The sequence below is a fragment of the Rhodococcus sp. JVH1 genome, assembly GCF_000280725.2.
Classification (GTDB): Bacteria; Actinomycetota; Actinomycetes; order Mycobacteriales; family Mycobacteriaceae; genus Rhodococcus_F; species Rhodococcus_F jostii_A.
This window is the reverse complement of sequence record NZ_CP166289.1, coordinates 6,757,263-6,779,174: the sequence shown is the minus strand read 5'-3', so window position 1 is coordinate 6,779,174 and position 21,912 is coordinate 6,757,263. Positions and strand designations below refer to the sequence as shown.

The 21,912-nt window shown below is 64.8% G+C and carries 20 protein-coding genes; 19 read left to right on the top strand and 1 reads right to left on the bottom strand.

Features of this window, described 5'->3' with window-relative positions; all coding sequences use genetic code 11:
* Positions 1–6 precede the first annotated feature (6 nt).
* From JVH1_RS31590 to JVH1_RS31500, 19 genes are all read left to right on the top strand, one after another.
* The gene (locus JVH1_RS31590; protein WP_009473871.1) at positions 7–381 is read left to right on the top strand and encodes a hypothetical protein; all 375 of its coding nucleotides are present in this window, start codon (positions 7–9) and stop codon (positions 379–381) included.
* Between the two features lie 4 nt (positions 382–385).
* The gene (locus JVH1_RS31585; RefSeq protein WP_009473872.1) at positions 386–688 is read left to right on the top strand and encodes an HK97 gp10 family phage protein; all 303 of its coding nucleotides are present in this window, start codon (positions 386–388) and stop codon (positions 686–688) included.
* Positions 685–1,164, top strand: a complete 480-nt coding sequence (locus JVH1_RS31580) for a hypothetical protein (protein ID WP_009473873.1) — start codon at positions 685–687, stop codon at positions 1,162–1,164. Before JVH1_RS31585 ends, JVH1_RS31580 begins: the two co-directional genes overlap by 4 nt.
* A 130-nt stretch (positions 1,165–1,294) precedes the next feature.
* Positions 1,295–1,882, top strand: a complete 588-nt coding sequence (locus JVH1_RS31575) for a hypothetical protein (protein WP_009473874.1) — start codon at positions 1,295–1,297, stop codon at positions 1,880–1,882.
* A 31-nt stretch (positions 1,883–1,913) separates the two neighbouring features.
* Positions 1,914–2,420 carry a hypothetical protein gene (locus JVH1_RS31570; protein ID WP_009473875.1) on the top strand — a complete coding sequence of 169 codons (507 nt, stop codon included), beginning with the start codon at positions 1,914–1,916 and terminating at the stop codon, positions 2,418–2,420.
* 89 nt (positions 2,421–2,509) lie between these two features.
* Positions 2,510–2,908: a hypothetical protein gene (locus JVH1_RS31565; RefSeq protein WP_157173947.1), complete on the top strand. Its 399-nt coding sequence runs from the start codon at positions 2,510–2,512 to the stop codon at positions 2,906–2,908.
* Positions 2,909–2,926: 18 nt separating this feature from the next.
* A complete protein-coding gene (locus JVH1_RS31560; RefSeq protein ID WP_009473877.1) occupies positions 2,927–7,669 on the top strand; it encodes a phage tail tape measure protein in 4,743 nt (1,580 codons plus the stop codon).
* The gene (locus tag JVH1_RS31555) at positions 7,666–8,532 is read left to right on the top strand and encodes a hypothetical protein (protein ID WP_009473878.1); all 867 of its coding nucleotides are present in this window, start codon (positions 7,666–7,668) and stop codon (positions 8,530–8,532) included. The genes JVH1_RS31560 and JVH1_RS31555 overlap by 4 nt, the downstream gene beginning before the upstream one ends.
* Entirely contained in the window at positions 8,529–10,109 is a 1,581-nt protein-coding gene (locus tag JVH1_RS31550) for a hypothetical protein (protein ID WP_009473879.1), read from the top strand. The genes JVH1_RS31555 and JVH1_RS31550 overlap by 4 nt, the downstream gene beginning before the upstream one ends.
* Positions 10,110–10,134: 25 nt before the next feature.
* Positions 10,135–11,427 (top strand): peptidoglycan DD-metalloendopeptidase family protein, encoded by a 1,293-nt coding sequence (locus tag JVH1_RS31545; protein WP_009473880.1) that lies wholly within the window; start codon positions 10,135–10,137, stop codon positions 11,425–11,427.
* 2 nt (positions 11,428–11,429) lie between these two features.
* Entirely contained in the window at positions 11,430–11,945 is a 516-nt protein-coding gene (locus JVH1_RS31540; RefSeq protein WP_157173948.1) for a holin, read from the top strand.
* Positions 11,946–11,983: 38 nt separating this feature from the next.
* Complete coding sequence (locus tag JVH1_RS31535; protein WP_371113058.1) at positions 11,984–12,334, top strand: hypothetical protein; 351 nt, start codon at positions 11,984–11,986, stop codon at positions 12,332–12,334.
* Positions 12,331–12,729 (top strand): hypothetical protein, encoded by a 399-nt coding sequence (locus JVH1_RS31530; RefSeq protein ID WP_009473883.1) that lies wholly within the window; start codon positions 12,331–12,333, stop codon positions 12,727–12,729. Before JVH1_RS31535 ends, JVH1_RS31530 begins: the two co-directional genes overlap by 4 nt.
* A gap of 10 nt (positions 12,730–12,739) precedes the next feature.
* A complete protein-coding gene (locus JVH1_RS31525) occupies positions 12,740–13,810 on the top strand; it encodes a hypothetical protein (RefSeq protein WP_009473884.1) in 1,071 nt (356 codons plus the stop codon).
* Entirely contained in the window at positions 13,807–16,518 is a 2,712-nt protein-coding gene (locus JVH1_RS31520) for a hypothetical protein (protein WP_009473885.1), read from the top strand. Before JVH1_RS31525 ends, JVH1_RS31520 begins: the two co-directional genes overlap by 4 nt.
* Before the next feature lie 50 nt (positions 16,519–16,568).
* Positions 16,569–17,243 (top strand): hypothetical protein, encoded by a 675-nt coding sequence (locus tag JVH1_RS31515; RefSeq protein ID WP_237735109.1) that lies wholly within the window; start codon positions 16,569–16,571, stop codon positions 17,241–17,243.
* A gap of 25 nt (positions 17,244–17,268) precedes the next feature.
* A complete protein-coding gene (locus JVH1_RS31510; protein WP_009473887.1) occupies positions 17,269–17,712 on the top strand; it encodes a hypothetical protein in 444 nt (147 codons plus the stop codon).
* Positions 17,713–17,785: 73 nt separating this feature from the next.
* Positions 17,786–19,474: an SGNH/GDSL hydrolase family protein gene (locus JVH1_RS31505; protein WP_009473888.1), complete on the top strand. Its 1,689-nt coding sequence runs from the start codon at positions 17,786–17,788 to the stop codon at positions 19,472–19,474.
* A 38-nt stretch (positions 19,475–19,512) separates the two neighbouring features.
* Positions 19,513–20,607, top strand: coding sequence for an SGNH/GDSL hydrolase family protein (locus JVH1_RS31500; protein WP_009473889.1), 1,095 nt, complete (start codon positions 19,513–19,515; stop codon positions 20,605–20,607).
* A gap of 681 nt (positions 20,608–21,288) precedes the next feature.
* On the opposite strand, the gene JVH1_RS31495 is transcribed toward JVH1_RS31500, so the two are convergent.
* Positions 21,289–21,690: a hypothetical protein gene (locus JVH1_RS31495; protein ID WP_009473890.1), complete on the bottom strand. Its 402-nt coding sequence runs from the start codon at positions 21,688–21,690 to the stop codon at positions 21,289–21,291.
* Between the last annotated feature and the right edge of the window lie 222 nt (positions 21,691–21,912).

Sequence of the window (21,912 nt, the reverse complement as noted above, 5' to 3'; positions counted from 1 at the left end):
ATCAGCATGGCTGAGAACGACACCGCCGATCTGGGCTCGTCCGAGAATCTTGCGGTCGACGACCTGTATCGGTACACCGACGAAGCGGGCCGCAAGCACGTCACCGCCCGCGGTTCCCGGGCGCACCTCGAGCATCTCGACAAGCTGAAGCTCGCGGCACTCGTCGAGGCCACCGAAAAGGAAGTGGCGGCACTACCGTCGGAATCGGGCGAGAAGCAGGACGAAGTCACGGCAGACACTGTGCGCCCTGTTGGCGAAACCGACACCGCGGCCGCCCCTGAGCCCACGGACGCACCAAAGCAACCCGCCTCGGCACCACCCGTCGCCCCGGCGCCCGGAAGGCCTGCGGCGAAGGCCGCGAAGACCGCACCGAAGGACTGATCCCATGTCCGCTCGGTTGACTGTCTACGACGGCCGAGCGCGCGCGGAAGCGTTTGAGGCCTCGTTCGACGGTCGTCTGGAGATCGGCCGGACGATCGCGGACGAGGCACGTGCCGACGCCCCGGTGCTGACCGGCGACTACCGGGACGGAATCACCGTCGAGACCGACGGGCAACGGGTGTTCGTCGCCGACACCGACGAGGACGCAGTCTTCAAGGAGTACGGCACCGTTGACACCCCACCGCACGCGGTGCTGACGAACAACGCTCGCCGCTACGGCGACTACCGCGGATGGGAGCCGAAGTGACCGAAAAAACGCGGATCCCATTCGCTCCCGCAGCCGTGCGTGACCGTCTGCGGACAGACAGCGACTTCGCTGCCGTCGTACCCGCAGAGTTCATCTCCACCCGAGACGTCCCGAATACGCTGACCCGCCCCTTCGTCACCTGCCGGTCAGCGACCACCACTGGCCGTGACGCGATGCTCCGCAAACCGATGGTGCAGATCGACGTGTGGGTACCAGGCCGCCCCACACTGCAGTGGCCCCCATCCGGTGACCCCGAAGAGATCGCATGGGACATCGGCGGCCTCGCTGGCGAGATCATCGACCGATCCTCCAACATCGCCTTCCGTAATTGCGGGTGGGCAGGGAACTGGGTGGACGGACCCATGAACCTGATCGACAAGACCCGTGGTGAAGACCTCCCCCTCTACCGGGCCCCCGTCCGGGTGGAACTCACCATGCGGATGGATTCGGCACCCAAGTTCGCCTGGATGCCCTGAAGTACCGGCGCCGTCGCGCCCTCCATCGTCCCGCCCGATGCCCGGCTGCCTGGCCCAGGTATCGGGCGGGACACCTCAACAACCCAGCGCTCACACCAGGTGGGCCGAACTTTGTGAAAAGGAGCGACCCGTGAGCACTTACGCGGATCCGAAGAAGGCAGTCACCTACCTTGACGGCGATGGTTTCCGAGCACCCGCCGGAACAGCATTCCCGGGCGCGGCGATCTTCGCCTCGCCCGTCGTCACCCCCGCGGTCACCGGACCGCCCTCTATTCCTGCCGTGACGTGGGATCCGTTCGGCGGCATTCAGAAGGGCCTCGACCTCAACCCCACCCGGGAGCTGAAGGAACACGAGGTGTTCAACTACCGCGACTCGGCGTACGACGTGACCACCGGCCCACTGAAGGAACGGCTGAAGTTCCGCGCCGTCGACCGGTCGAAGGCCACCACCCTGACGCGACTCGAAGGCGGCTCCGTCGTCGAGATCGAAGCCGACGAGGTGTACGAGTTCATCCGCGGCGCCGGCGAAGACTTCGCGTTCATCTGGCGAGCGATGGACTTCCGGCACAAGACCGCCCTCTACTGCGAACGCGTCCGCCTGGTGACGCCTCCGCCCCGCTCGTTCAGCGGCCAGGACCTCGACGGTTGGGAATTCGAACTCCTCGCCCTCGCAAAGGTCCGCGAATTCGGCACCGACGACGGCGGAGTCACTGTCTAAGTCCACCCCTTCCGAACAGGAGACACAAGCAATGCCAGGCGAAAACAAGAAGAACGAGGCCCGGACCGCTGTCACCGAAAGCGGTCCGGCCCCGTTCCCCCTCGACTCACTCCTCGCGGTCGGGCAGGACGTCACCCTGCCGCCCGCCGACATCACCTTCGCGCCCGTCCTCGTCGAGTTCGGCGGCGTGACCACCTACATCCGACGGTCCTTCACCGGCCTCGAAGTGATCGCAGCGTCGAAGCTGCTGCACTACACACCGCCGCCGCACCCGATCGCCTCGCTGCCCGAGGACGAACAGCGGGCGCTGTCCCAGGCTGACCGAACGAAGCTCTCCGAGAAGTTCGTCAAGGATGTTGAGGAGAAGTTCAATCAGCACATGGTCGCTCAGCTCGAGAGCATCACCGAATCGGGTGACGCGACCAAGCTGTGGGAGCAGATGAAGGATCTGCCCGAGATCATCTCCGACCGGTTGTTTCGGGGGATGTACCGGATCGCGGGGCTGGTCAACGAACAGGGAAAATTCCTCGCGCTCTAGCCGACCTCCTCACTAAGGACGGGCGGGCGAGGGCTTTGTGCGGTCTGCGGTATCACTTCGGCATCGACCTTCAGTCGGCGCTCGAGGGGATGCCGTGGATCGACATGCTCGCCTACATGAGGCGGGCCGGCGAGCTCGACGCCCAACGTGAGCGCGACTCCGAGAACTGGGCGATGCTCCTCGACCGTATCGAGTACACGCTCAACAGTGCGTACGCCGATCGGATCACCGACCCTGACGATCCGAAGATCGCGGCCGAACGCGCACGCCGGGAAATGCTTGGACTGAAGCCGCCTCCGATGCCGCTGATCCGGCCGGTAGCTCTGCGCCCGCCTGCGATCGACGAAGTCCGTCAGCAGATGTACAGGGAACAGGTCGAGCTCTACAAGACGCCTGTGCCGAACGGGGACGGCACCTTGTCCGTTGCCGACTACATGCGCTTGCGCGGAATCGAATTCGAGCCGATCCCCGAACCCAGCAGCGAATAGCAGAAGCGGAGGTCCGCAGTGGCCGGTGGCCGGATCGACATCGAAGTCGGCGTCAACACGAGGGATGTACCGAATCAGCTCGAACGCGGATTGCAGCCCGCGGTGGGCGCGGCGAGCAAGTTCGCGGGTGCATTCGGTCTCGCTCTCGGTGCTGCTGGCGCCGCCGCCGTCGCGAAGCAGATCATCACGATCGGCAACGACTACACCACCACCCTGAACACCATGTCGGCCGTGTCCGGTGCAACAGCCTCGCAGATGGCGGCGGTGTCGGCGCGAGCGAAAGAACTCGGCAACGACATCGAGCTGCCGAACACCTCCGCATCCGACGCCGCGGCGGCAATGACCGAACTCGCCAAGGGCGGTTTCACGGTCGAGCAGTCCATGTCGGCGGCGAAGGGCACCCTGCAGCTCGCCGCTGCTGCGCAGATCGATGCAGCGTCGGCAGCCACGATCCAGTCGCAGGCGCTCCAGGCCTTCGGTCTCAGCGCCGACTATGCGGGCAAGACCGCGGACGTGCTCGCAAACACCGCGAACGCATCGTCGGCCGAAATGACCGATGTTGCGCAGGGTTTGCAGCAGGCCGGTGCCGTGGCGAACCAGTTCGGTCTCACGATCGAGGACACGGCCGCGACACTCGGTGTGCTGTCGAACGCCGGTATCCAGGGCTCGGACGCCGGAACCCTGCTCAAGTCGACGCTGCTGGCGCTGACTGATACCTCGAATCCCGCGCAGGGTGCGATCGAGCAACTCGGCCTGACGGTGTACGACGCCCAGGGCAAGTTCGTGGGCATGTCGTCGCTGTTCGGTCAGCTCGACGAGGCCGCGAAGAGCATGACGCCGGAGATGTACCAGGCCGCGACCGCGACCCTGTTCGGCTCCGATGCAATGCGCCTGGCCGGTATCGCAGCCCAGCAGGGCGCCGGCGGATTCGACACCATGCTCGCCGCCGTCAACCGGCAGGGCGCCGCCGCCGAGGTCGCCGCGGCGAAGACCCAGGGTCTCCCCGGGGCGATGGCCTCGGTGCAGAATGCCGCCGAAACCCTGGGCCTGAAGATCTACGAGGTCGTCGACGGACCTCTGCAGACCTTCGCCACCGAAGCAGCGGGCAAGATCTCCGGTGCCACGGACGGCATCATCAACGGACTGCAAAACGCCGGCGAATTCCTCGGCCCGGTAGCCGATACCGTCGGCAAACTTGCGTCTGCGTTCATGGAACTGCCAGCCCCGGTGCAGGCGGCCGCCGTGGCGTTCGCCGCCGTCAAGACCTTCGACGTGGACGACAAACTGTCCTCCTGGGCCGACACCGCCGCCGAGAAGGTCGGCGGATTGGCAGACACCTTCAAGGGTTTCCGTGAGGAAATGGAGGTCCAGCAGTCGCTGGCCGCCCAGTCGTCCGCTGAATTCGACGGGCTCGGCGAGTCGCTGTCGGAGAACGCAGAACCGCTCGGCGAATGGGCCGCCGGACTCGCGACCCTCGAAGCCCGAGTACCGGCCATCAACGAAATGGGCGAGTCGTACCGACGGGTCAGCGGGCGCACACGGGAATGGGCAACCGAACAGCGGGCGCTCGGAACAGCGACCGGTGGACTCCGCGGCACCATGAGGCAGGCCGGCGCGTCAGTCGGTCAGTTCGCCGGTGTCGTTGGCGGAGCGGCGCTGGCCGGAACTCGGGGGCTCGCGTCGGCGGCCAAGGGCTTGGTCGGCGTCATGGGTGGACCGTGGGTCGTCGGGATCATGGCCGCTTCCTGGGCGATCGGTCAGATTGCGGCCAAGCACGCTGAGGCTGAGCAGAAGGCCCGTGACCAGGAAGCTGCCGAGAAGGCGCTGCAGACCACCCTCGACGCTCAGACCGGCAAGATCACCGCCGAGACGAAGCGCAAGATCGCTGAGGACGCCGAAGCCTCCGGAGACCTCGAGCGCATCCAGTCGTACGGGCTGGACGTTCGCGACTACGTGAAAGCTGCGACCGGTGACGATGCTGCCTACGGTCGCATCGCGACTGTGGGTCGAGAGAACGTCGACCAAGGCCTAGCTGGTCAGAAGACGTTCAACGAAGAGTCCTACGCGGGCGCCGGTATAAATCGGGAGGAACTGGTCTCGGGCCTCCTGAAGGAAGGCGATTCCTGGGACACCCTGAATCAGAAGATCGAACGCTACAACGCGGTGCAGCAGTCCCTCGCACAGGCAGGCGCACCGTACAAGCCCGCAATCGCCAGCCTTCAAGAGCTGATCGACGGGATGGGCGACGGCAACGAATCCGCCGTCACCCTGACCCAGAACATCAACAACCAGAAGGAATCGCTCGACCGAGTCTCGAACGCCCAACTCGAGAGCAACAAGGCTCTGGGTGAAGCGATTCCGGTCACCGATCAGCTTCGGGCCAAGTTTGCAGAGTACGGCGCCACCGTCGAATCCGTCCCCGACGAAAAGACTGTCGTCGTAAGAGGTCTGACCGACGAGGCGAAGAAGAAGGTCGAGGAACTCGGGTTCTCCGTCGAAGAGATGGAGGACGGATCGTTCAAGATCGTCGCCAACTCCGACGAGGCGAAAGCCGTACTGGCCGACATGATCGGCCGCATCAATCTCCTCAACAACGAGAAGGCGATCCCGAGCGTCGCCCTGGACAAGACCGGTTTCGAGCTGTCCGCGCTTCAGACGGATCAGATCCTGAAGATGCTCGACAACGAGACCGCTTCGCCGGAAACCCGGCTGATCATGGACGGCATCCGCGAGGGAAAACAGCTCACCCTCGCAGACCTTCAAACGATCAGCGCGACCACCGCAGACCCAAAGGTCATCATCGCGCTCGCGGACTTCCTCCGGGATGTCACGACGGTCAACACCGAGCTGAACAATGCCGCCCGCCAGCGGACCGCGACGATCTCGATCGAGACCATCGACCGGGCAAACAACACGGCGCGGGCCCAGGGGTACAGCTACGACCTCGACCAGTACGGTCGCGAGGCCGGTGGCCGGCTACCAGGATTCGCCAGCGGTGGCCGGATGCCCGCACGGACAGCGGTCGACGACATCTACGCCGTCCTTCCCGACGGAACACCGATCGCGAAGGTGAACGGCAAAGAGTGGGTCGTCAACGACGAAATGTCGGAGAGGTACGACAAAGAGCTGGCGATGATCAACGCCGGCACGTTCCCGAAGCTGCCTGGTTTCGAGGCCGGTGGCCGACTCGCCAGGGACCGCATCGAGGACGTCGGCGCCCAAATGGATGGCGTCCCGTACTCCCTGGGCGGTGCGTCGTTCTCCGGCGCTGACTGCTCGGGATTCGTGGCCATGCTCCAACGTGCTGCACGCGGCGAGGAAGATCCACAGGGCCGCCTGGGAACGACATACGACCTACTCGCAGGAAGCTGGCCTGATCTCGTTCCCGGAACCAAGGGACCGTTCGTCGTCGGTACCAGCGAAGAGCACATGGCCGCGACGATCTACGGGACGAACTACGAATCGGGCGGTTCGTATGGCGCTGCCAAGGTGGGCGGAAGCGTCGGCGCGTTCGATGCCCAGTTCGGCAACAACCAGTTCTACCTTCCGTGGGAGAAGTTCTGGCCACCAATCACTTCGGCATCGGCCGATGACACCGACAGCGCGGGCGGTGACATCTCAACCTCGCGGTCCGGTTCGTCCAAGAAGAAGGCGACATGGACCGAGTCGGACGAGAAGAAACTCGAGTCCGCCGTCATCGCAGTTCAGCAGGCGAAGGAAGCTCAGGAGCGCACCAACGCCAACCCGAAGAAGACCGATGCCGACCGCGACCAAGCGCAGAACAAGGTCGAACGCGCCGAACTCCGGGTCCAGGAACTCGAGGACAAGAAGGCGGCGGCGAAGGCGGGCAAAGACGCCCCGCCGGCACCAGAGGCCCCGGACCTGTCCACCTCCTACACCGACGATCAGCTGAGCCTGCGCCAGGCCGAGCGTGCGGTGGACAAGGCGCGCCTCGATCGGAACGAGGTCTACGACGACCCCGAGTCCACTCAGGAGCAGAAGGACGAGGCAGACGACCAACTTCAGTCGGCGATCAACGCGCTCACTGAACAGAAGAAGGGCAAGTCCAAGGGCACCTCGGATTCGTCGCTGCCGAGTTCGTGGTCCGAGCTCTTCGGGGAGATCGGCAAGGAATTCATCAGCAGCAACGTCAGCGATGTTCTCGGCTACTACGGCGTGGACGACATGGGTCCGCTCGCCCAGGCGGGCATCGCGATCGGTCAGGCCGCGGGCAAAGGGTTCCGGGACGAGGCGGAACAGACAGGTGACAGCGCAGCGCTCGATCACACACTGCCACTAGCGAACATCCCGATCACCGACTCGGAGGCCAAGACGCAGCTGCCGGTCACGCCAGGGGTTGACGGTTGGGTCAACGACACGATCAAGGCCCTCGGTACCCAGGTGCCCGACGAGCTCATGAAGGCGTTCCGCACGCAGATCCCGCTGTACGACACCGGTGGCATCTGGCCAACAGGGACACCCGGATTCAACGCTTCGGGGCACGACGAGCTGGTTCTCACCCATGAGCAGCGCAAAGCAGCCGGGCAGGACTTCGCCCTGCTGAGCTCGCTCGCGTCGTCGTTCGCGGCGGCCAGGTCTGCGCCCGCGGCACCGGCTGCTCCGCAGTCGGGCAGTCCGTTCGATTCACTGCGTCCGCTGACCATCAACGGCGCCGACCGCCGCGAGGTGGCGGCCGGCATCCGCATGGCGCAGCAGGAAGACAGCTGGCGCATGGCACAGATACGGGGGATCCCAGGGTGACGTTCTTTCCCGACAACACCGCGAACGTGGTCCTGGCCGGACCCGGCGCCGCGGCGGACCTACCCGAACGCGCGTGGTACCTGTCGGAGCACCACCTCGTAGGGCGCAAGTCCTGCGGGGTGGTGCTCGCGTCCGGGTGGGCGGACTACACCGAACCGAAGGCAAACCACCTGTGGTTCAAGACCGCGCGAGGCGACGGTGCATTCTGGCTCGGCGCCGTCACGGAACCGCGAGAGTTCTACCTCCCGATCTACGTGCACAAGACACTCGGGCAACCGTTCCACGAGATCAACGACGGCATCTGGTCGGACATCGACTACCACTCCGAAGCGCGACTCCACGTGAACTCCACCCGCGGCACACGGTTCGTCGACTTCCGGTTGGCGGATCAGCCCAAGGTGTCCATGGAGTTCGACCCCGCGTTCGACGGATTCCAGCCCTACCTGGTGCCGGTGATCTGCGGGCGGCCGTGGTGGTACGGACCCGAGGACGTGTTCGAGTGGGTCAACGGGCAACCGGTCGAGGGCCGAAAGCTCCGCAACTCCGGCGACCAGAAGGGCGAGCCGGCGTGGACGATCCAGGGCCCTGGCGCTTTCCAGATCCCGGACGGTCAGGGCGACACGGTAGTGACGACACCGAACCTGTATCCGGGAGAGATCGCCCGCATCCACACTGCCCGATCGAAGTACATCGCGAAGTCGAACATGCGCCCGAACCTTTACCGGGACATGGGAGCTCAGCGATTCCGGTACCCGGTCCCTGGTCGTAAGTCGGTGGACATGTCGAAGCTTCGCGTCATCGGCGGTAACGAGTACTCGTCGGCGGTGTGCACGATTCACCCCAAGTCCAGGAGGCCATGGTGACCACCCCGGTACTCGACCCGTCGCTGGACCAACCGTCAGCACTGGACTGGTGGTCGGCGCAGATGCACGCCGAACTCATCGACGGCACCCCCGCCCGCGGGGACGCCGCAGAGTTCGACGTCGAGATCTTCGACTCCGCGTACGGCCCACTCGGGATGATCGGCGACTACGCCACGTGCAAGGTGAAGTTCACGCACAACGCTGTCGGCGTCGGTGAGCTCGTCATCTCGGGTGACCACGAGTTCGGCAAGCTGATCATGTCGTGCGACGACACGGTGGTTCCGATCCGTGTCACCTACAACGGCCGGCACTTCGACTCCCGCGTCCTCAAAGCCGTCAAGCGTGGCCTCAAAGGGCAGAAGACGATCACCGTCACGTTGGTCGACACGTGGGCGTGGTTCCACGCGATCATGGCGTACCCGATGCCGCTGCCCGGTTTCGAGGAAGTGCAGATCACCCCGCAGGATCTGTACATCGGCCCGCTGCGCGGCGGGATCTACTGGTACCTGCAGCGCAACGTGTGGCGGCTCCAGTTTCGCACCGGCCAGTGCCCGATCACGCTGCTGCCGTACGACGCGCTGCACGACACCTCCGAAATGGTCACCATGCAGGCCCGGATGGTGCCGTTGGATGAACTGTTCACCGAGCACCTCAAGGGCAAGTCGGTGCAGGTGCGGGCACGGATGTGGATCAAGGGCCGCGACCCGCAACCGATGCCGGACAAAATCACCTTGCTCGAGTCTCAAGTCATCGTCGACGTCATCGACCGACCGAAGACCGGCGGCCTGGTCAACACCGGCACCATCATCGACTCGATCGTGAACACGATCGGTGAGGCGATCGCCGACGGAATCGACGCGGTGATCGGCGGTTGGCTACCCGGTCTGGCGGACATCATCACCGACAAGCTCAAGCAGCAGGAGCTGCCGTCGTGCATCTGGTCCGAGGACTCTGATGGAATCCTCGACGCCACAGTCGAAGCCACCCACCCCAACGGCTACTCGGCGGTGGTCGGCGGACGCAGCCCGACCTGGGTGAACAAACTCCTGCAGATGGGTGTGGAGGCTGGGATCACTGCCCTCCTGGCGTGGGCCGGACTGATCATCCCAGGCCTGGCGACCGCCCTGTCCGGTGTCCTCAACGACATGTTCTTCGCCTTCATGAAGGCCACCAACTACCAGCTGAAGAAGAAGCTCGGGAAGTTCGCGCTCCCCGAGGTATTCGGCAACGGCGGGTCCGGCGCCTACACCTTCTCCGGCAAGGCAGTCGCCGAGAAGACACTGTTCGAGAACGAAGGCAAGCGCCGCGCCAAGGTCGAAGTCATCGACTGGGCACCGTTCGGTGCGTTCGAAGACTTCGACACCGGCCACCTTGTCGGATGGGAGGACTCCGACGAGGACGACACTCTCTTCGACCGAGTGCATTCGATCGAGGTCGAAGACACCCGCGAAGACCGAGTCAAGGTCACCTCCGTCATCGGCGACGACGAGCCGGACAAGATGCCCGGCCAACTGATGGGCGAGAAGATCGCCCGCCTCTTCTCCTTCGTCAATGCCGCCACCCTCGCAATGAACTGAGACCAGACAGCGACAGGGAGTCCGCATGGCTCAACGCTTCATGCCGGTCGCCCGCGACTTCTATGTCACGAGCGGATTCGGCTACCGAACCTTCGACAACTCGATGCACTGGGGCACGGACTTCGGCCGAAACGGCGGGTCCGGCGGCCAGCCCATCTATGCAGCGCAGGGCGGCACGGTCACCGCGGCGGGCCCGGCGACCGGATTCGGGCAGTGGATCAACGTCGACCACCCGACCGAGGACGGCAGCGGCCTCACCGTCTACGGCCACATCATCCCGGAGGTACGCGTCGGCCAGCGCGTCGCGGCCGGGCAGCGAATCGGCCGCATCAACCCCGACAGCAACACCAACGGTGGCGTCGCACCGCACCTGCACTTCGAGGTGCACCGGTACGTGTGGTCGCCGCCCGGCCCGAACCGGCTCGACCCGGCGGCCTGGCTTTCGGGCGCCGTCTATCCCGGCGCCGCACCCCAACCCACACCAGGAGGAAACCCAGTGGGACAGCTACAGGCTGACGTCACCATGCTCTCGCCCAACGACGACGGGCCCCGCAACCCCGCGAACTGCACCCTCGCCATCGTCCACACCGACGAGGGTGACCCCAACGGCCGGATCGAGGACCTCCTCGGCTGGCTCGCCCAGCCGCGGGCGCAGGCGTCCTACACCCTCGTCGTCGGCCGCGACGGTCGGATCGGCCGATCGAACGACGACAACTACATTCCTTGGGCCGCGGGCTCGCCCGCCAACGAGCGCGGCCTGCACCTGTGCTTCAAGGGCCGCGCCTCCCAGACTCGCGCAGAGTGGCTCGCGCAGGACCGCCAGCTCGACGCCGGCGCCCGGGTCCTGCGCGACTGGCGCGACCGCTACGGCATCCCGCTCGTCAAGCTCACTGGCGCGCAGATGCGAGCCGGGCAGAAGGGCGTCGGCGGCCACGCAGACACCGTCGACGCCTGGCACTCCACCGACCACACCGACCCCGGCCCCGGATTCCCGTGGGACGTCTTGCTCGCCAAGGCAGCCGGAACCACAACTCCCGAGGAGGGATTTCTCATGGCACTGTCCGCCGAGCAGCAGCAGCGCATCTACACCGAACTCACCCAGAAATTGCCGTCGCGGTCGAAGTACCGCGCGAACAACGATCCGATCGACACCCTCGCCGGGATGGTGCTCAACATCGACGCCCGAATTCACGAGGAATCGGTCGAGCGCGATGCACTCAACGGGGTCAAGGCGGCGGTCGATCTCGTCCGGCGTGAGGCCAACAAGGGCGACGCAGGCGCAAAGGCAGTACTCGCGAAGATCGACGGAGGTAAGTGATCATGGCCGAGTACGAAGCAACCATCGAACTCCGCAGCCTGGACTCCAAGGCATTCTGGCTGGACGCCCTCGACCGGGCGGGCCGGTCCTTCCTCCAGAACGTCCTCGTGTTCTTCGGCGCCGGAGTCACGATCGTGTCCGTGTCGTGGACCAGCCTCCTCGGTGCCGCCGCGCTGGCCGCGATGGTGTCGCTGATCCTCGCTGTCTCGACCGCGACCGCCGTCACGTCGGGGAACTTCCTGGTCGACCTCGCGGACCGGGCGGTTCGCACCGGCGCCGGATCCCTGGCCGCGGCGATCCCGATCACCGGCAGCATCACTGACATCGACTGGCCGAGCTCACTGACGATCGCCGGAACCGCAGTCCTGCTGTCCGTCGTGACCTCGCTGCTCACCGAGAACCGTGGTCCCGCGAAGGGTTTACCGACACTGGCGCCCGTGGACGGTGAAGTCGTCGAGGTCACCGACACCGAGCTGACGCCCTCTCTTGGGCTCAGTGACGCCGACACCGAAGGCTGATGCTCGGCACTCGCCTGGTCGCCGGGGCGTGCGGCGGAATGCAGATTGCAGTGGGCCTGCTCTACCTCGGCCCCTCTCAACTCGTCCGCCGCCCACTCCCTCCCGACCAGCTCAGCCTCGTCGTGTACATCGAGAACGCGGGACCGTACTGGGTGATCGGCTTCGTCCTCACCGGCCTCGCGCTGATCTTCGCCACCATCAAGCGACGCCACTTCGTAAACGCCCACGCCGCAGGAGTATTCATGTGGGCCTTCTACGGCCTCGCGATACTGCTCGGCGCCATCTTCTCAGTCCCTCCCACGCCTGTTCTCTCCGGGGCGATCGCCATATTCATGGCGCTCGTACATGCCGGCCTTGCCTTTGGATGTGCTGAAAGGGGCTATCGGTGATCAGTGCATACGCGACGACGATCGCAGCCGAACCGGTCTTCACCACCGAGAACATCGGCGTCCTGACGGCGTTCCTCGTCGCACTGTCCGGCTTCATCGCCACGATCGTCGCGGCCCGGTCCAAGTCGAAGCTGGATGCAGTGGGAGAGCTGCAGCAGGAACTGAAGAAGGCCAAGCAGGATCTGTCGGATGCCGAGGATCGGCACGACAGAGAGATCGCCCGCTACGAGCAAAGAGTCACGGACCTCGAAGCGCGTCTCGCCGAGCGTGACCGGGCGATCAGCAAACTCGACCGACTCGTTCTCGCCTTACGCGCATACGTCGCGAGGCTGTCCCGGCACATCATCGACCGCGGTGACGAGGTCCCACCTCGCCCAGTCGAGATAGATCAATAAGGAGTCCCTGATGACTGGCTTCAACTTCGAGTTGCCGATGACCCTGAAGCTGCGGCTGAAGGACCAGTGGGACATCCGCACCACCGGCCGCGGTGTCGCCGAGATCGAGGCCGGCGAGATGGACGTCGATGTCCTCGCCTACAAGGGCGACCAGGGTGAGCCTGGCCGCGACGGCGTGCCGCCGCGGTTCATGGGCGACGTCGCCACCGTCGGGGATCTGCCCGACCCGAACGATCTGGACCCTGACTACGACCTCGGCCAGTGGTGGGGCATCACCGGCACCAACGACGCCTGGTTCTACAACGGCACCCCCACATTGGAGCGCCGCCAGAACTACATCGGCGCCCAGGGTGTTGCTGGTCCTGCGATCACCCTGACCAAGGGCACGATCACCCAGGGTGCGGACTGGAACTTCTCCCTCGAGGAGGTCGGTGCGAACGCCTACAAGCTGAACATCGTCGCCAAGCCCGGACCGGCCGGCTCCGACTCCACTGTTCCCGGCCCGACGGCGACGATCGAAACTGCCTCTGACTTCGACGACACCAGCGAACCTGAGACCGGTGACCTCCTGGTGAAACTTGCCAACGGCAAGTGGGGGCCCGGCACCGTCGCGATGTCACCCGGTGTGTACAAGAAGGTCGGGTCCGAGACGGACTGGTTGGCTATCGACACCGGAAACAACTGGGCCGGCGACTTCCAGACGATCACCACACTCACGATCCCCGCCCAGCCATGGGCTTACGAGCCGGACGTGCACGGTCTCGTCGAGTTCAGCGTCGCAGCCATCAACAACGTGCGGATGGATCTCGAAGCCCGCCTCGGCGCCGTGTCCGGTCCGCTGCTCGGCCGGGGCGCCGGTGACGCGCTGGGGATCTTCGAATCCGAGTGGACCGCCCGCACCCTTGTCCCGGCCGCCGACGAGACGTCTCCCGCCGGCGCCGGGTCGACGATCGTCCCGGCCGGCGCCGCGGCGACCATCTACCTACTCGGCCGCCGCGTCGACTCCTCGGCGAAGATCCGCTTCCAGACCCGGAAGGAACGGGCGTTCCTGCGGGTCCGCCCGATGCCGGTGATCGCATGACCGACCGCCCCACACCTGAGTTCTTCGACCCGGTGAAGCCGCATATCGGTTTCACCGGGTCCGAGTTCGGACCGCCGACCTCTGGACTGGACTTCGCGAACCTATCCGCTCTGAGGAAGGCCGGCCAAACCCTGGACGCCGGGATGCAAAGTCCCGCTACCAGGATCATCGAAACCATCACCGGCGTCATCAATGGCGGACTCGAGGACCTTGAGGAATGGATCCTGTCCATACCGATCCTCGGTGACATCTGGGCCGTGGTGAAGAAGGTCATCACCGGCGACGGCGATATCGAACTACCCGACATCCTCGGCGATGCGGCCACCTTTCTGTCCACACTGAATTCGATCGTCAATCAGATCCTGGACATCATCAACGGCGTCGTCGTGACACCGATCAGTGAGGCCGTGCAGGGTGTCGCCGACTGGTTCGCCGAGCTCCTCGGATTCCAGGACGGCACCGCGTGGAACACGGTGAACGCGTCCAAGGCCATCGCCGAGCTCCAGTCGAGGATGGCCATCGGCGCCACCTTCAACGACAACTTCGACCGGGCCGACAACGTGAGCGTGCTCGGCAACGGCTGGGTTCAGGGTGGCGCGGGACAGGCTCTCGGTCTGATCGGCGGAGCAGCGCGACTGAAGAACGACCTGCTGCCGTCGTACGGCCGCCGCTACGCCCTCTGCCCCGACGTTGCGGACTCGCCGAACCACGCGGTATCGGTCGCGGTCAACCCGGCCGGCGTCGCCATCGGGGCCTGCACGTCGATAATCATCCGGTCGAACTCGGACATGACCCAGTTCGTCTTTGCCAACCTGTTCGGCAAGTCGGCGTACATGGGATTCGGCACCCGGTCCGGCAACACCTGGGATTTCAACGACTTCCCCGGCGCGGCCGGCGCGAAGACGACCGACTTCACCCTCGCGGAGTCGGCGCTGGTCGAGTTCAAGGCAAGCGGCAACGCCTACTCGCTGCTCGTCAACGGCAAGACGATCCTGTCGTACGTGGATGCGGCGAACACGGTGCCGCTGACAGCAGCCCGGTCCTACGTCGGGTTCGCCTCGGAGACCAAGCTGGTCGGTCTGCCGCAGTACTCGTGGGGCCTGGCCAACTTCACCGTCCGCAACGTCGTGTCCAAGACGGTCGCACAGATCCAGAACGACATCGATGCGGTCACCGCTACGGCAGGCAGCGCCAGCACGACAGCGGACGCCGCGAACACGAACGCGGGCACCGCGCTAGAGGCTGCGCTCAGTTCGGCGTCGACGCTCGCGGAGTATCTGGCCCGCGAGGAGGGAGGCGAGAACTCGGGCACGGTCATCACGGAGTCGTTCCCCACCTCGCCGTTCGGCGCCCAGTGGGGCGTTTCGAATGCCACCCAGATCGGCATCCAGAACGCGATGGCGAACATCCTGTCCTCGTCGACGGCGCCCGGCAACTACGGGCTGCGGCACACCACGGCGATGGCCACCGACGACCATATGGCCAAGATCGTCATCGGCCAGACCGGCACCAACACCGCGCCGACACGGATCCTGATTCGCTGCGCCTCCGGTGGGTCGTCGTTCGTACATTGCTCGGTCTACGCCAACCGGATCGAGATCGGCCGCGGGTCCGGGTCATACGGAACCTATGCCACGCCGTGGGCCACGCTGAACAGTGTTAACCCCAAGGCCGGCAACACCGTCGAGTTCCGGGCCGTCGGCAACCAGTACTTCGTGATGCTCAACGGCATCCAGGTGCTCAGCTACGTCGACGCCGGCAACACCGCTACCGTCGGCCCACCGAACCGCTTCGTCGGCCTGGTCTTCAACCGGACCGACATCTCCATCATCTGGTACCGCGGCTGCGGCGTCTCGTCGTTCTCAGGCGCAGACGTCAAACCGACGGCCATGATCGGCAAGGGCTTCGGCCTCTATCGGTCCAGCATTTCGGGTATCAACCTCTCTGGCTCGACCGCCATGCACGTGCTCGCAGACGCAGTGTTCGACCAGCGGCGATTCACCGAGCAGGGCTGCACCGTCTACACGGTGGGTGACGGAACGGTCGTCATCAACACCGAAGGCTGGTGGGCGATCTCGTTGAACCTCCAAATCAACAACGACAACACCGACGAGGCCTTGGTCAAGCAGGCAATCCCAGGCCTGTATTGGTCCGCAACGCTGGGCGATACGCGAGTACCCATCCGCTACGGTGGGGGCGCAACGGACAACCCCAGCATCGGCGCAACGTGGCTGGTGTACCTGCGTGCGGGTGAGGTCATCCAGCCCGGGCTGTCTGCCGAGCGGGATACCGTGATTGGCAACGCCACTGGAGTACTGACGTACTTCGAGGGAACGCTCGTATCGGCACCGCGTGGCGCGCAGGGCATCCAGGGCCCGCAGGGAAATCAGGGAATCCAGGGAATCCAGGGTCCGACCGGCACCGGCCTCCAGATCGACGGGACCGTGGCGACCTACGCAGCCCTCCCCGCCGGCGCGCCGGACGGCTCGCAGTACGTGGTGACGGCCGACAACCTGCTCTACATCAAGCAGGCCGGAGAGTGGCCTTCCAACGGAGCGGGGATCATCTACCGAGGACCACAGGGTCCGGCCGGTACGAACGGGACCAACGGCACGAACGGAACGAACGGCACCAGCGTGACGATCAACCGCGTCACCTCGCTGCCGGGGTCGGGCAACCTGAACCAGATCTACTGGATCCCGGTGTAGCCGTGAGCGGACACGTATGGAACGGGTCGGCGTGGGAGCGCGTCAAGACCATGCACGTGTGGAACGGCACCGTGTGGGAGCAGGTTCGAGAGGCCTGGCGGTGGACCGGCTCGGGTTGGGAGCAGCTCTACGCTCGGCCGATCTCGATCGTCGACGACTTCAACCGCGCCAACAGCTCCGTCATCGGACCATTGTGGAACAAGGTCGGCACCAACACTGGCATCAGTTCAAACACTCTGGCCTTCACCGGGAGCAGCGATGGCTCAGGCGGAGTTGTCACGGTCGGTCAGATCAACAACGACGATGGATACGCCGAAGTGGTGATGGGCACCATGGGATCGTCGACCAGCACATCGGACACATCGCTCTTCGTCCGGTGCAACTCCACAGGCACCTCAGCCCTGTCCCTGAACATCTTTAACAACAAGATCTATATGTCGAAGTTCTCACACGCGTCCGGGCTGGCGGCTGGCAACAATGGCCAGGGGATGACTGACATCGCCTCGAACACAAGTGTCACAATCGCCACGGGCGATACCGTCCGGCTGGAGTTCGTAGGTGACGACTACACGGTCACGAGGAATGGGACGACCATCCTCACCGCGTCCGACTCGTCGGTGCCGCGGGGACCAGGTCAGCGGTACGGAGCCCTTCGACTGGAACGCAACCCATTTGCCAACTCAGCCGCGATCAACTCGTTCAAACTCGCCGACCTCGGCGCGTAATGAAAGAAAACAAGAGGAGACGGATGTGACCAACATCGTTAAGCAGCTTTCCGCAGGGGGGAACCTCCCGACTGGTTGGGCTGGAAACTGGCTCGCAGTCTGGGGGATCCCCTTCAAGCCGCTGTGCATCAAGAACGGCCAGATCCGCCTCATGACGGAGACTATCTGGGACAAGGACGGCGGATCCGGACAAGCAATAGCGGACAGAGTGGCGAAGAGTTCGCTCCTGCTCCCGACCAGGATCCTCCGCACTGACGGCGGATTCGACATGTCGGATGACCTCAATCAAGACAATTGGGTGTTCCTCCCTTCCGATGACGAGTACCTGTACTTCTGGTACAGGGGCGAGCACCTGTACTTCATGGATGCGGATCAGACCGCCAACACGAATTACGATTCGGAGCGAATCGTCGGAGGAGTGTTCCACCCCGAGACCCCGCTCCCCGACGGCGACATCAACCACGTCTAGTCGTCTCTTTGCCGAAACCCTCGCCCACCTGGGCGAGGGTTTCGTCGTTCAGAGGCATATAAAGGAGGTCTAGATGGCACTCGGATACTCAACCGTGCGCGTCAACGTGACGGCGTTGGTCATCGACGGTGTCGACTCCGATGATCTACCCGACGACACCCCATTAACGGGGACTCTGACTCTGACGCCGATGGTCGCCGAGGGCAGCACGATCCTGTACGACGACGCCGGCACCCTGAAGATGAAGGCACTGACCATGCTCGAGGTGCCGATCGACAACCAGGGCAACATCAATCACCGCAACCGCGACTACGTCAAAATCGTTGCCCCCACCGCCGCGACCACGAACATGGCGGAGCTGCAGTGGCGTGCCACCTTCAGCGACCTCAAGTACGGGACGAAGTCGACGCGGATCAACCCGATCTACTTCTACGCCGTCCCGGACGCCGAGATCAATCTCGCCGAGCATGTCAACGTTGCGCCGAACTCCACGGCAGTACAGCTCGCGCGTGGACCGCGAGGGTTCGCGGTGGGTGAAGTCATCAGCGACAGTGGCGATCTCGTCTTTAGGCTCGACGACGCGGAGTCCACCGAGGTAGGTCGCGTGCCTCTTTCCCTGGCGATCCTTCCCCCTGGTGGAACCGACGGCCAGTTCCTCGGTCTCGTCGACGGTCAGCTCGCCTGGGTCAACGGCGGCTCGACCGGTGTGGACGGCCCGCTCGCGCAGGCATCCTCGACGTACCGGACGGCGGCGCTCGCTGCGGGCACCTCGCGGCTGAAGATCCTCTCTATCGGTGACTCCACCAACGACGGCTACGGCAATCCTGGTGGCCCGGACCAATGGGCGAAGACGTGGCCGCTCAAGCTCGCATCGCTCCTGCGTGTCGACCTCGGTCTCACGAGTGGCGGCCGCGGCTGGATTCCGCCATCGACGCCCCTCGCGCCCGGAAACTACGAGTACGTTCCGGCCACGCTGCTGCCGAACGGGTTCGCACTCGACGACCTGACGACCCAGGTCGGCATCCCCGGGTCGCTGTGGCTGCAGCGCGGCCACGCCTCCAACGTCGACGAGGTCGCCTACACCCTGTCAGCCGGAACAACCGCGGTCGACATAGTCACCACTGGCTACGGCGGCAACATGACCTTCACCCCTGCCACCGGATCTCCAGTCACGATCGACTCGACCGGTGACCGGGTGTTCACCCGCATCACCAACCCCGGATCTACGGTCAACATCCACGCGGCGTCCGGTGTCGGCTTCGCACTCCTCGGCATCATCGAGTACGCCGCCGATACCGCAGCTGGCGTGACGCAGTGGAACCTCTCCCGAGGTGCGATGGCGGCCCACGAATATGCGGCGTGGTTGGCCGCCGGCGACAAGTCCCTCAAGCCGATCATTGGCGCATACGCACCGCACGTCGCCCTGGTCTGCCTTGGCGCCAACGACTACCAGGGTGGACGCACCCCATCGCAGCTGGCAACAGCCCTGACCGCAATCCACAACGACATCACCGCCGCCAGCGCCGGCACCGAGGTCGTGTTCGTCATCCGCCCCCTCGCCGATGACCCGGAACAAGCCACCACCTGGACGGACTACGTCGAGACGATCAGCTCCACGGCGGCCGGACTCGGCGCGCACGTCCTCGACGTCCGTGATCTCACCGGCTCAGGTCTGTACGTCGCCGACGGGGTGCATTTCACCGAAGCCGGCAACACGGCAATGGCCGAGGCCGCCGCCGCATACATGAAGGTTGCGGGCTGATCAGCCCGCCACTCATGGAAAACACTGAAAGGTACGACATGTCAGAACTCGTCACCGCACACTGGATCAACTGCCTCGTCCGCCGCGACGAACGACCCCTCAAGATCGTCGTCCTGTCCGACTCCGAGGCAGACGGCTTCAGTGCCGGCGACTCCAACGGCGTCAAGGACTACCGCCGCACCTGGCCCTACCTGCTCGCCGACGACCTCGGCAAACGTCTGGGAGTTCCGGTCAGCAAGTGGATTCCCTGCGACACCCCCAATGCCGACCACCCCAACTACGAATACCGGCCGACCGAGTTCGACACCGCCCTCGACACCGCCGATCGAACCGGCGACACCAACGGGGTCCCCGGCTCGGTCTGGCTGAACAACAGTGGCCCCTCCGGGCAGACCCAGTCCCTCACCTGGGACGTCGACGGCGACACCGGGGGGTCGACGTTCTGGGCCGAAGTCGTCGTGCGCGGCTACCCGAACTACGGCACCACGGACATCGACATCACCAGCGACTCGGTGACCACCACGGTCACACCCGGCGGCCAGCTCGAGCGGTACCACCTCGGCGGCAGCCTCGGCGTCGCCCCACTCGGCGCCGAGATCAGGGTGGACAACTCGACCGACGGCTGCCAGATCCTGGGCATCGTCGAACACAAGGCCGACGACGTCGTCGGCAACGGTCTGCACATGTACAACCTTGCGTTCGCAGGCAAGACCGCGCAGGACTATGCCGGCTGGACCGCACTCGCCGAAGGCCTGCCCGAGCTACTGGTCGACCTCCAGCCCGATCTGGTGATCATCGCCCTGGGCGGCAACGACTGGACCGATGGTCGCACCACCACCGAGCTGCAGACGGACCTGGAGACGATCGTCTCGAACGTGCAAAGCCTGTCCCCGGACAGCGAGTTCCTGTTCGTCGTCCCCCGCTACACCGATCAGGTCGGGCTCGACCCGTGGGTTGACTTCGAGACGGCCATTGCGCAGGCGGCCGACAGCAGCGGTTCGGTGGTGCTCACCACGCAATGGACGACACCGCCCGGTGCGGACGGGTTGTTCCTGAACGACGGTGTGCACCTGACCCTGTCGGGTATGCGGTCGTACTCGGACTTGGTGCTCCCGGCGCTATACCCGCGGTAGTCCGTGCCAGTTCGAACCGCGCCCAACAACCTCGACGTGCACGGCAACCGATGCGCTCGCTGCTTTCGTCGGCGACGCCGCGTAACCACCTGAGCCACAACAGCGCCCCCACCCTCGGCCCGAGGGTGGGGGCGTTTCTTCGTTGTCGCAGCCTCTCCGCGGCGCGCCACACGAAGCCTGGGTCCGAAACCTGAAGCGTCCCGCCAGCTCCCAGTTGTACTGGCGGGACGCGATGCGCCAGCTCTAACGGTGGTAGCGAGCCGACGACAGAAGAAACAACACCATGCGGCGTTTGGGTGAGCAAGGGCTTCCCTCGAAAAATCGACCACGAGAACCTCACACCCGGCAATGCTGCTCTTTCGATTGCCAGAAGCGCTACTACCTGATAAAGGAGGGCGCTACCAGATGAGACCCCGCCGATCGCAGTCGGGGTTGCTTGGTCGGCGGGGCCCGCGCCCGGGGCTGTCGAGGCTTGCATCAGCCACCCGTCGCGACACGAAATATTAGACGAACGTACCAGTACTTGCGAGCCCGGACAGAACGAACCCCGCCGGCCACGGGGTTGGTCGACGTGTCCGCAGCACAGACCGCCCTATCAGAGTGCAACTATCGCCGATGTCATCACGATCATGCGAACCCCCGACCTCGAGGAAAGGTCGGGGGTTCGATGCAGTGTCGGGGCTAACTAAGTTTGCCGAATGTCCATCCGGTGACGTGGGTGAGACTTCCTCGCCACAAGCCAATGTTGACGGTCGTTGAGCCGGAAATCGCGGTGGTGTCGCGCACATGAATCCAGAGGGTGTCCTCGACGTCTATGTCCGTAACCGTCTCGCCCTGGCGCTCTACGTACTGCTTCAGGATGGGCTCGAAAAACCCGGACATCCCCGTCTTTTCGCCGAGCTGGCGGAAGTAGTCGGCACCCGAGATCAGATCTCCCGAGATCACGGAGCCATCCATAGTCAAAATCACCGGAAGCGATTCACCGGTCGCGTTGGTTTGCGCGACAAGGTTTGCCAGCAATGGATCGCGGAATGGTGAGAGATCTTCTCGCGTCAACTCTTCTTCGATGTTGTCGGTTGTCATGTACGAATGCTAGAGGAGCCCGCCCGGGCGCAGTCGAGCCGCGACATACCGCGCGCCGGCCGGAAGAACGGGGCCCTAACCCGCATGGGCCTGACGGCAGGTGACCCCGCCGGCCACGGGGGGGTTGGCCGGCGGGGTCCTCAGCACCGGACTTCGCTGGGGGGGACGACCGGTGCGACGACGAGTCTAGAAACCGACGCGGAACAATCCAGAGGCTGTGAC

Coding starts and splice junctions, on each gene's coding strand:
- JVH1_RS31590 (WP_009473871.1), top strand. CDS start 7: ATGGCTGAGAACGACACCGCCGATCTGGGCTCGTCCGAGAATCTTGCG.
- JVH1_RS31585 (WP_009473872.1), top strand. CDS start 386: ATGTCCGCTCGGTTGACTGTCTACGACGGCCGAGCGCGCGCGGAAGCG.
- JVH1_RS31570 (WP_009473875.1), top strand. CDS start 1,914: ATGCCAGGCGAAAACAAGAAGAACGAGGCCCGGACCGCTGTCACCGAA.
- JVH1_RS31565 (WP_157173947.1), top strand. CDS start 2,510: ATGCCGTGGATCGACATGCTCGCCTACATGAGGCGGGCCGGCGAGCTC.
- JVH1_RS31545 (WP_009473880.1), top strand. CDS start 10,135: ATGGCTCAACGCTTCATGCCGGTCGCCCGCGACTTCTATGTCACGAGC.
- JVH1_RS31540 (WP_157173948.1), top strand. CDS start 11,430: ATGGCCGAGTACGAAGCAACCATCGAACTCCGCAGCCTGGACTCCAAG.
- JVH1_RS31535 (WP_371113058.1), top strand. CDS start 11,984: ATGCAGATTGCAGTGGGCCTGCTCTACCTCGGCCCCTCTCAACTCGTC.
- JVH1_RS31525 (WP_009473884.1), top strand. CDS start 12,740: ATGACTGGCTTCAACTTCGAGTTGCCGATGACCCTGAAGCTGCGGCTG.
- JVH1_RS31520 (WP_009473885.1), top strand. CDS start 13,807: ATGACCGACCGCCCCACACCTGAGTTCTTCGACCCGGTGAAGCCGCAT.
- JVH1_RS31515 (WP_237735109.1), top strand. CDS start 16,569: ATGCACGTGTGGAACGGCACCGTGTGGGAGCAGGTTCGAGAGGCCTGG.
- JVH1_RS31505 (WP_009473888.1), top strand. CDS start 17,786: ATGGCACTCGGATACTCAACCGTGCGCGTCAACGTGACGGCGTTGGTC.
- JVH1_RS31500 (WP_009473889.1), top strand. CDS start 19,513: ATGTCAGAACTCGTCACCGCACACTGGATCAACTGCCTCGTCCGCCGC.
- JVH1_RS31495 (WP_009473890.1), bottom strand. CDS start 21,690: ATGACAACCGACAACATCGAAGAAGAGTTGACGCGAGAAGATCTCTCA.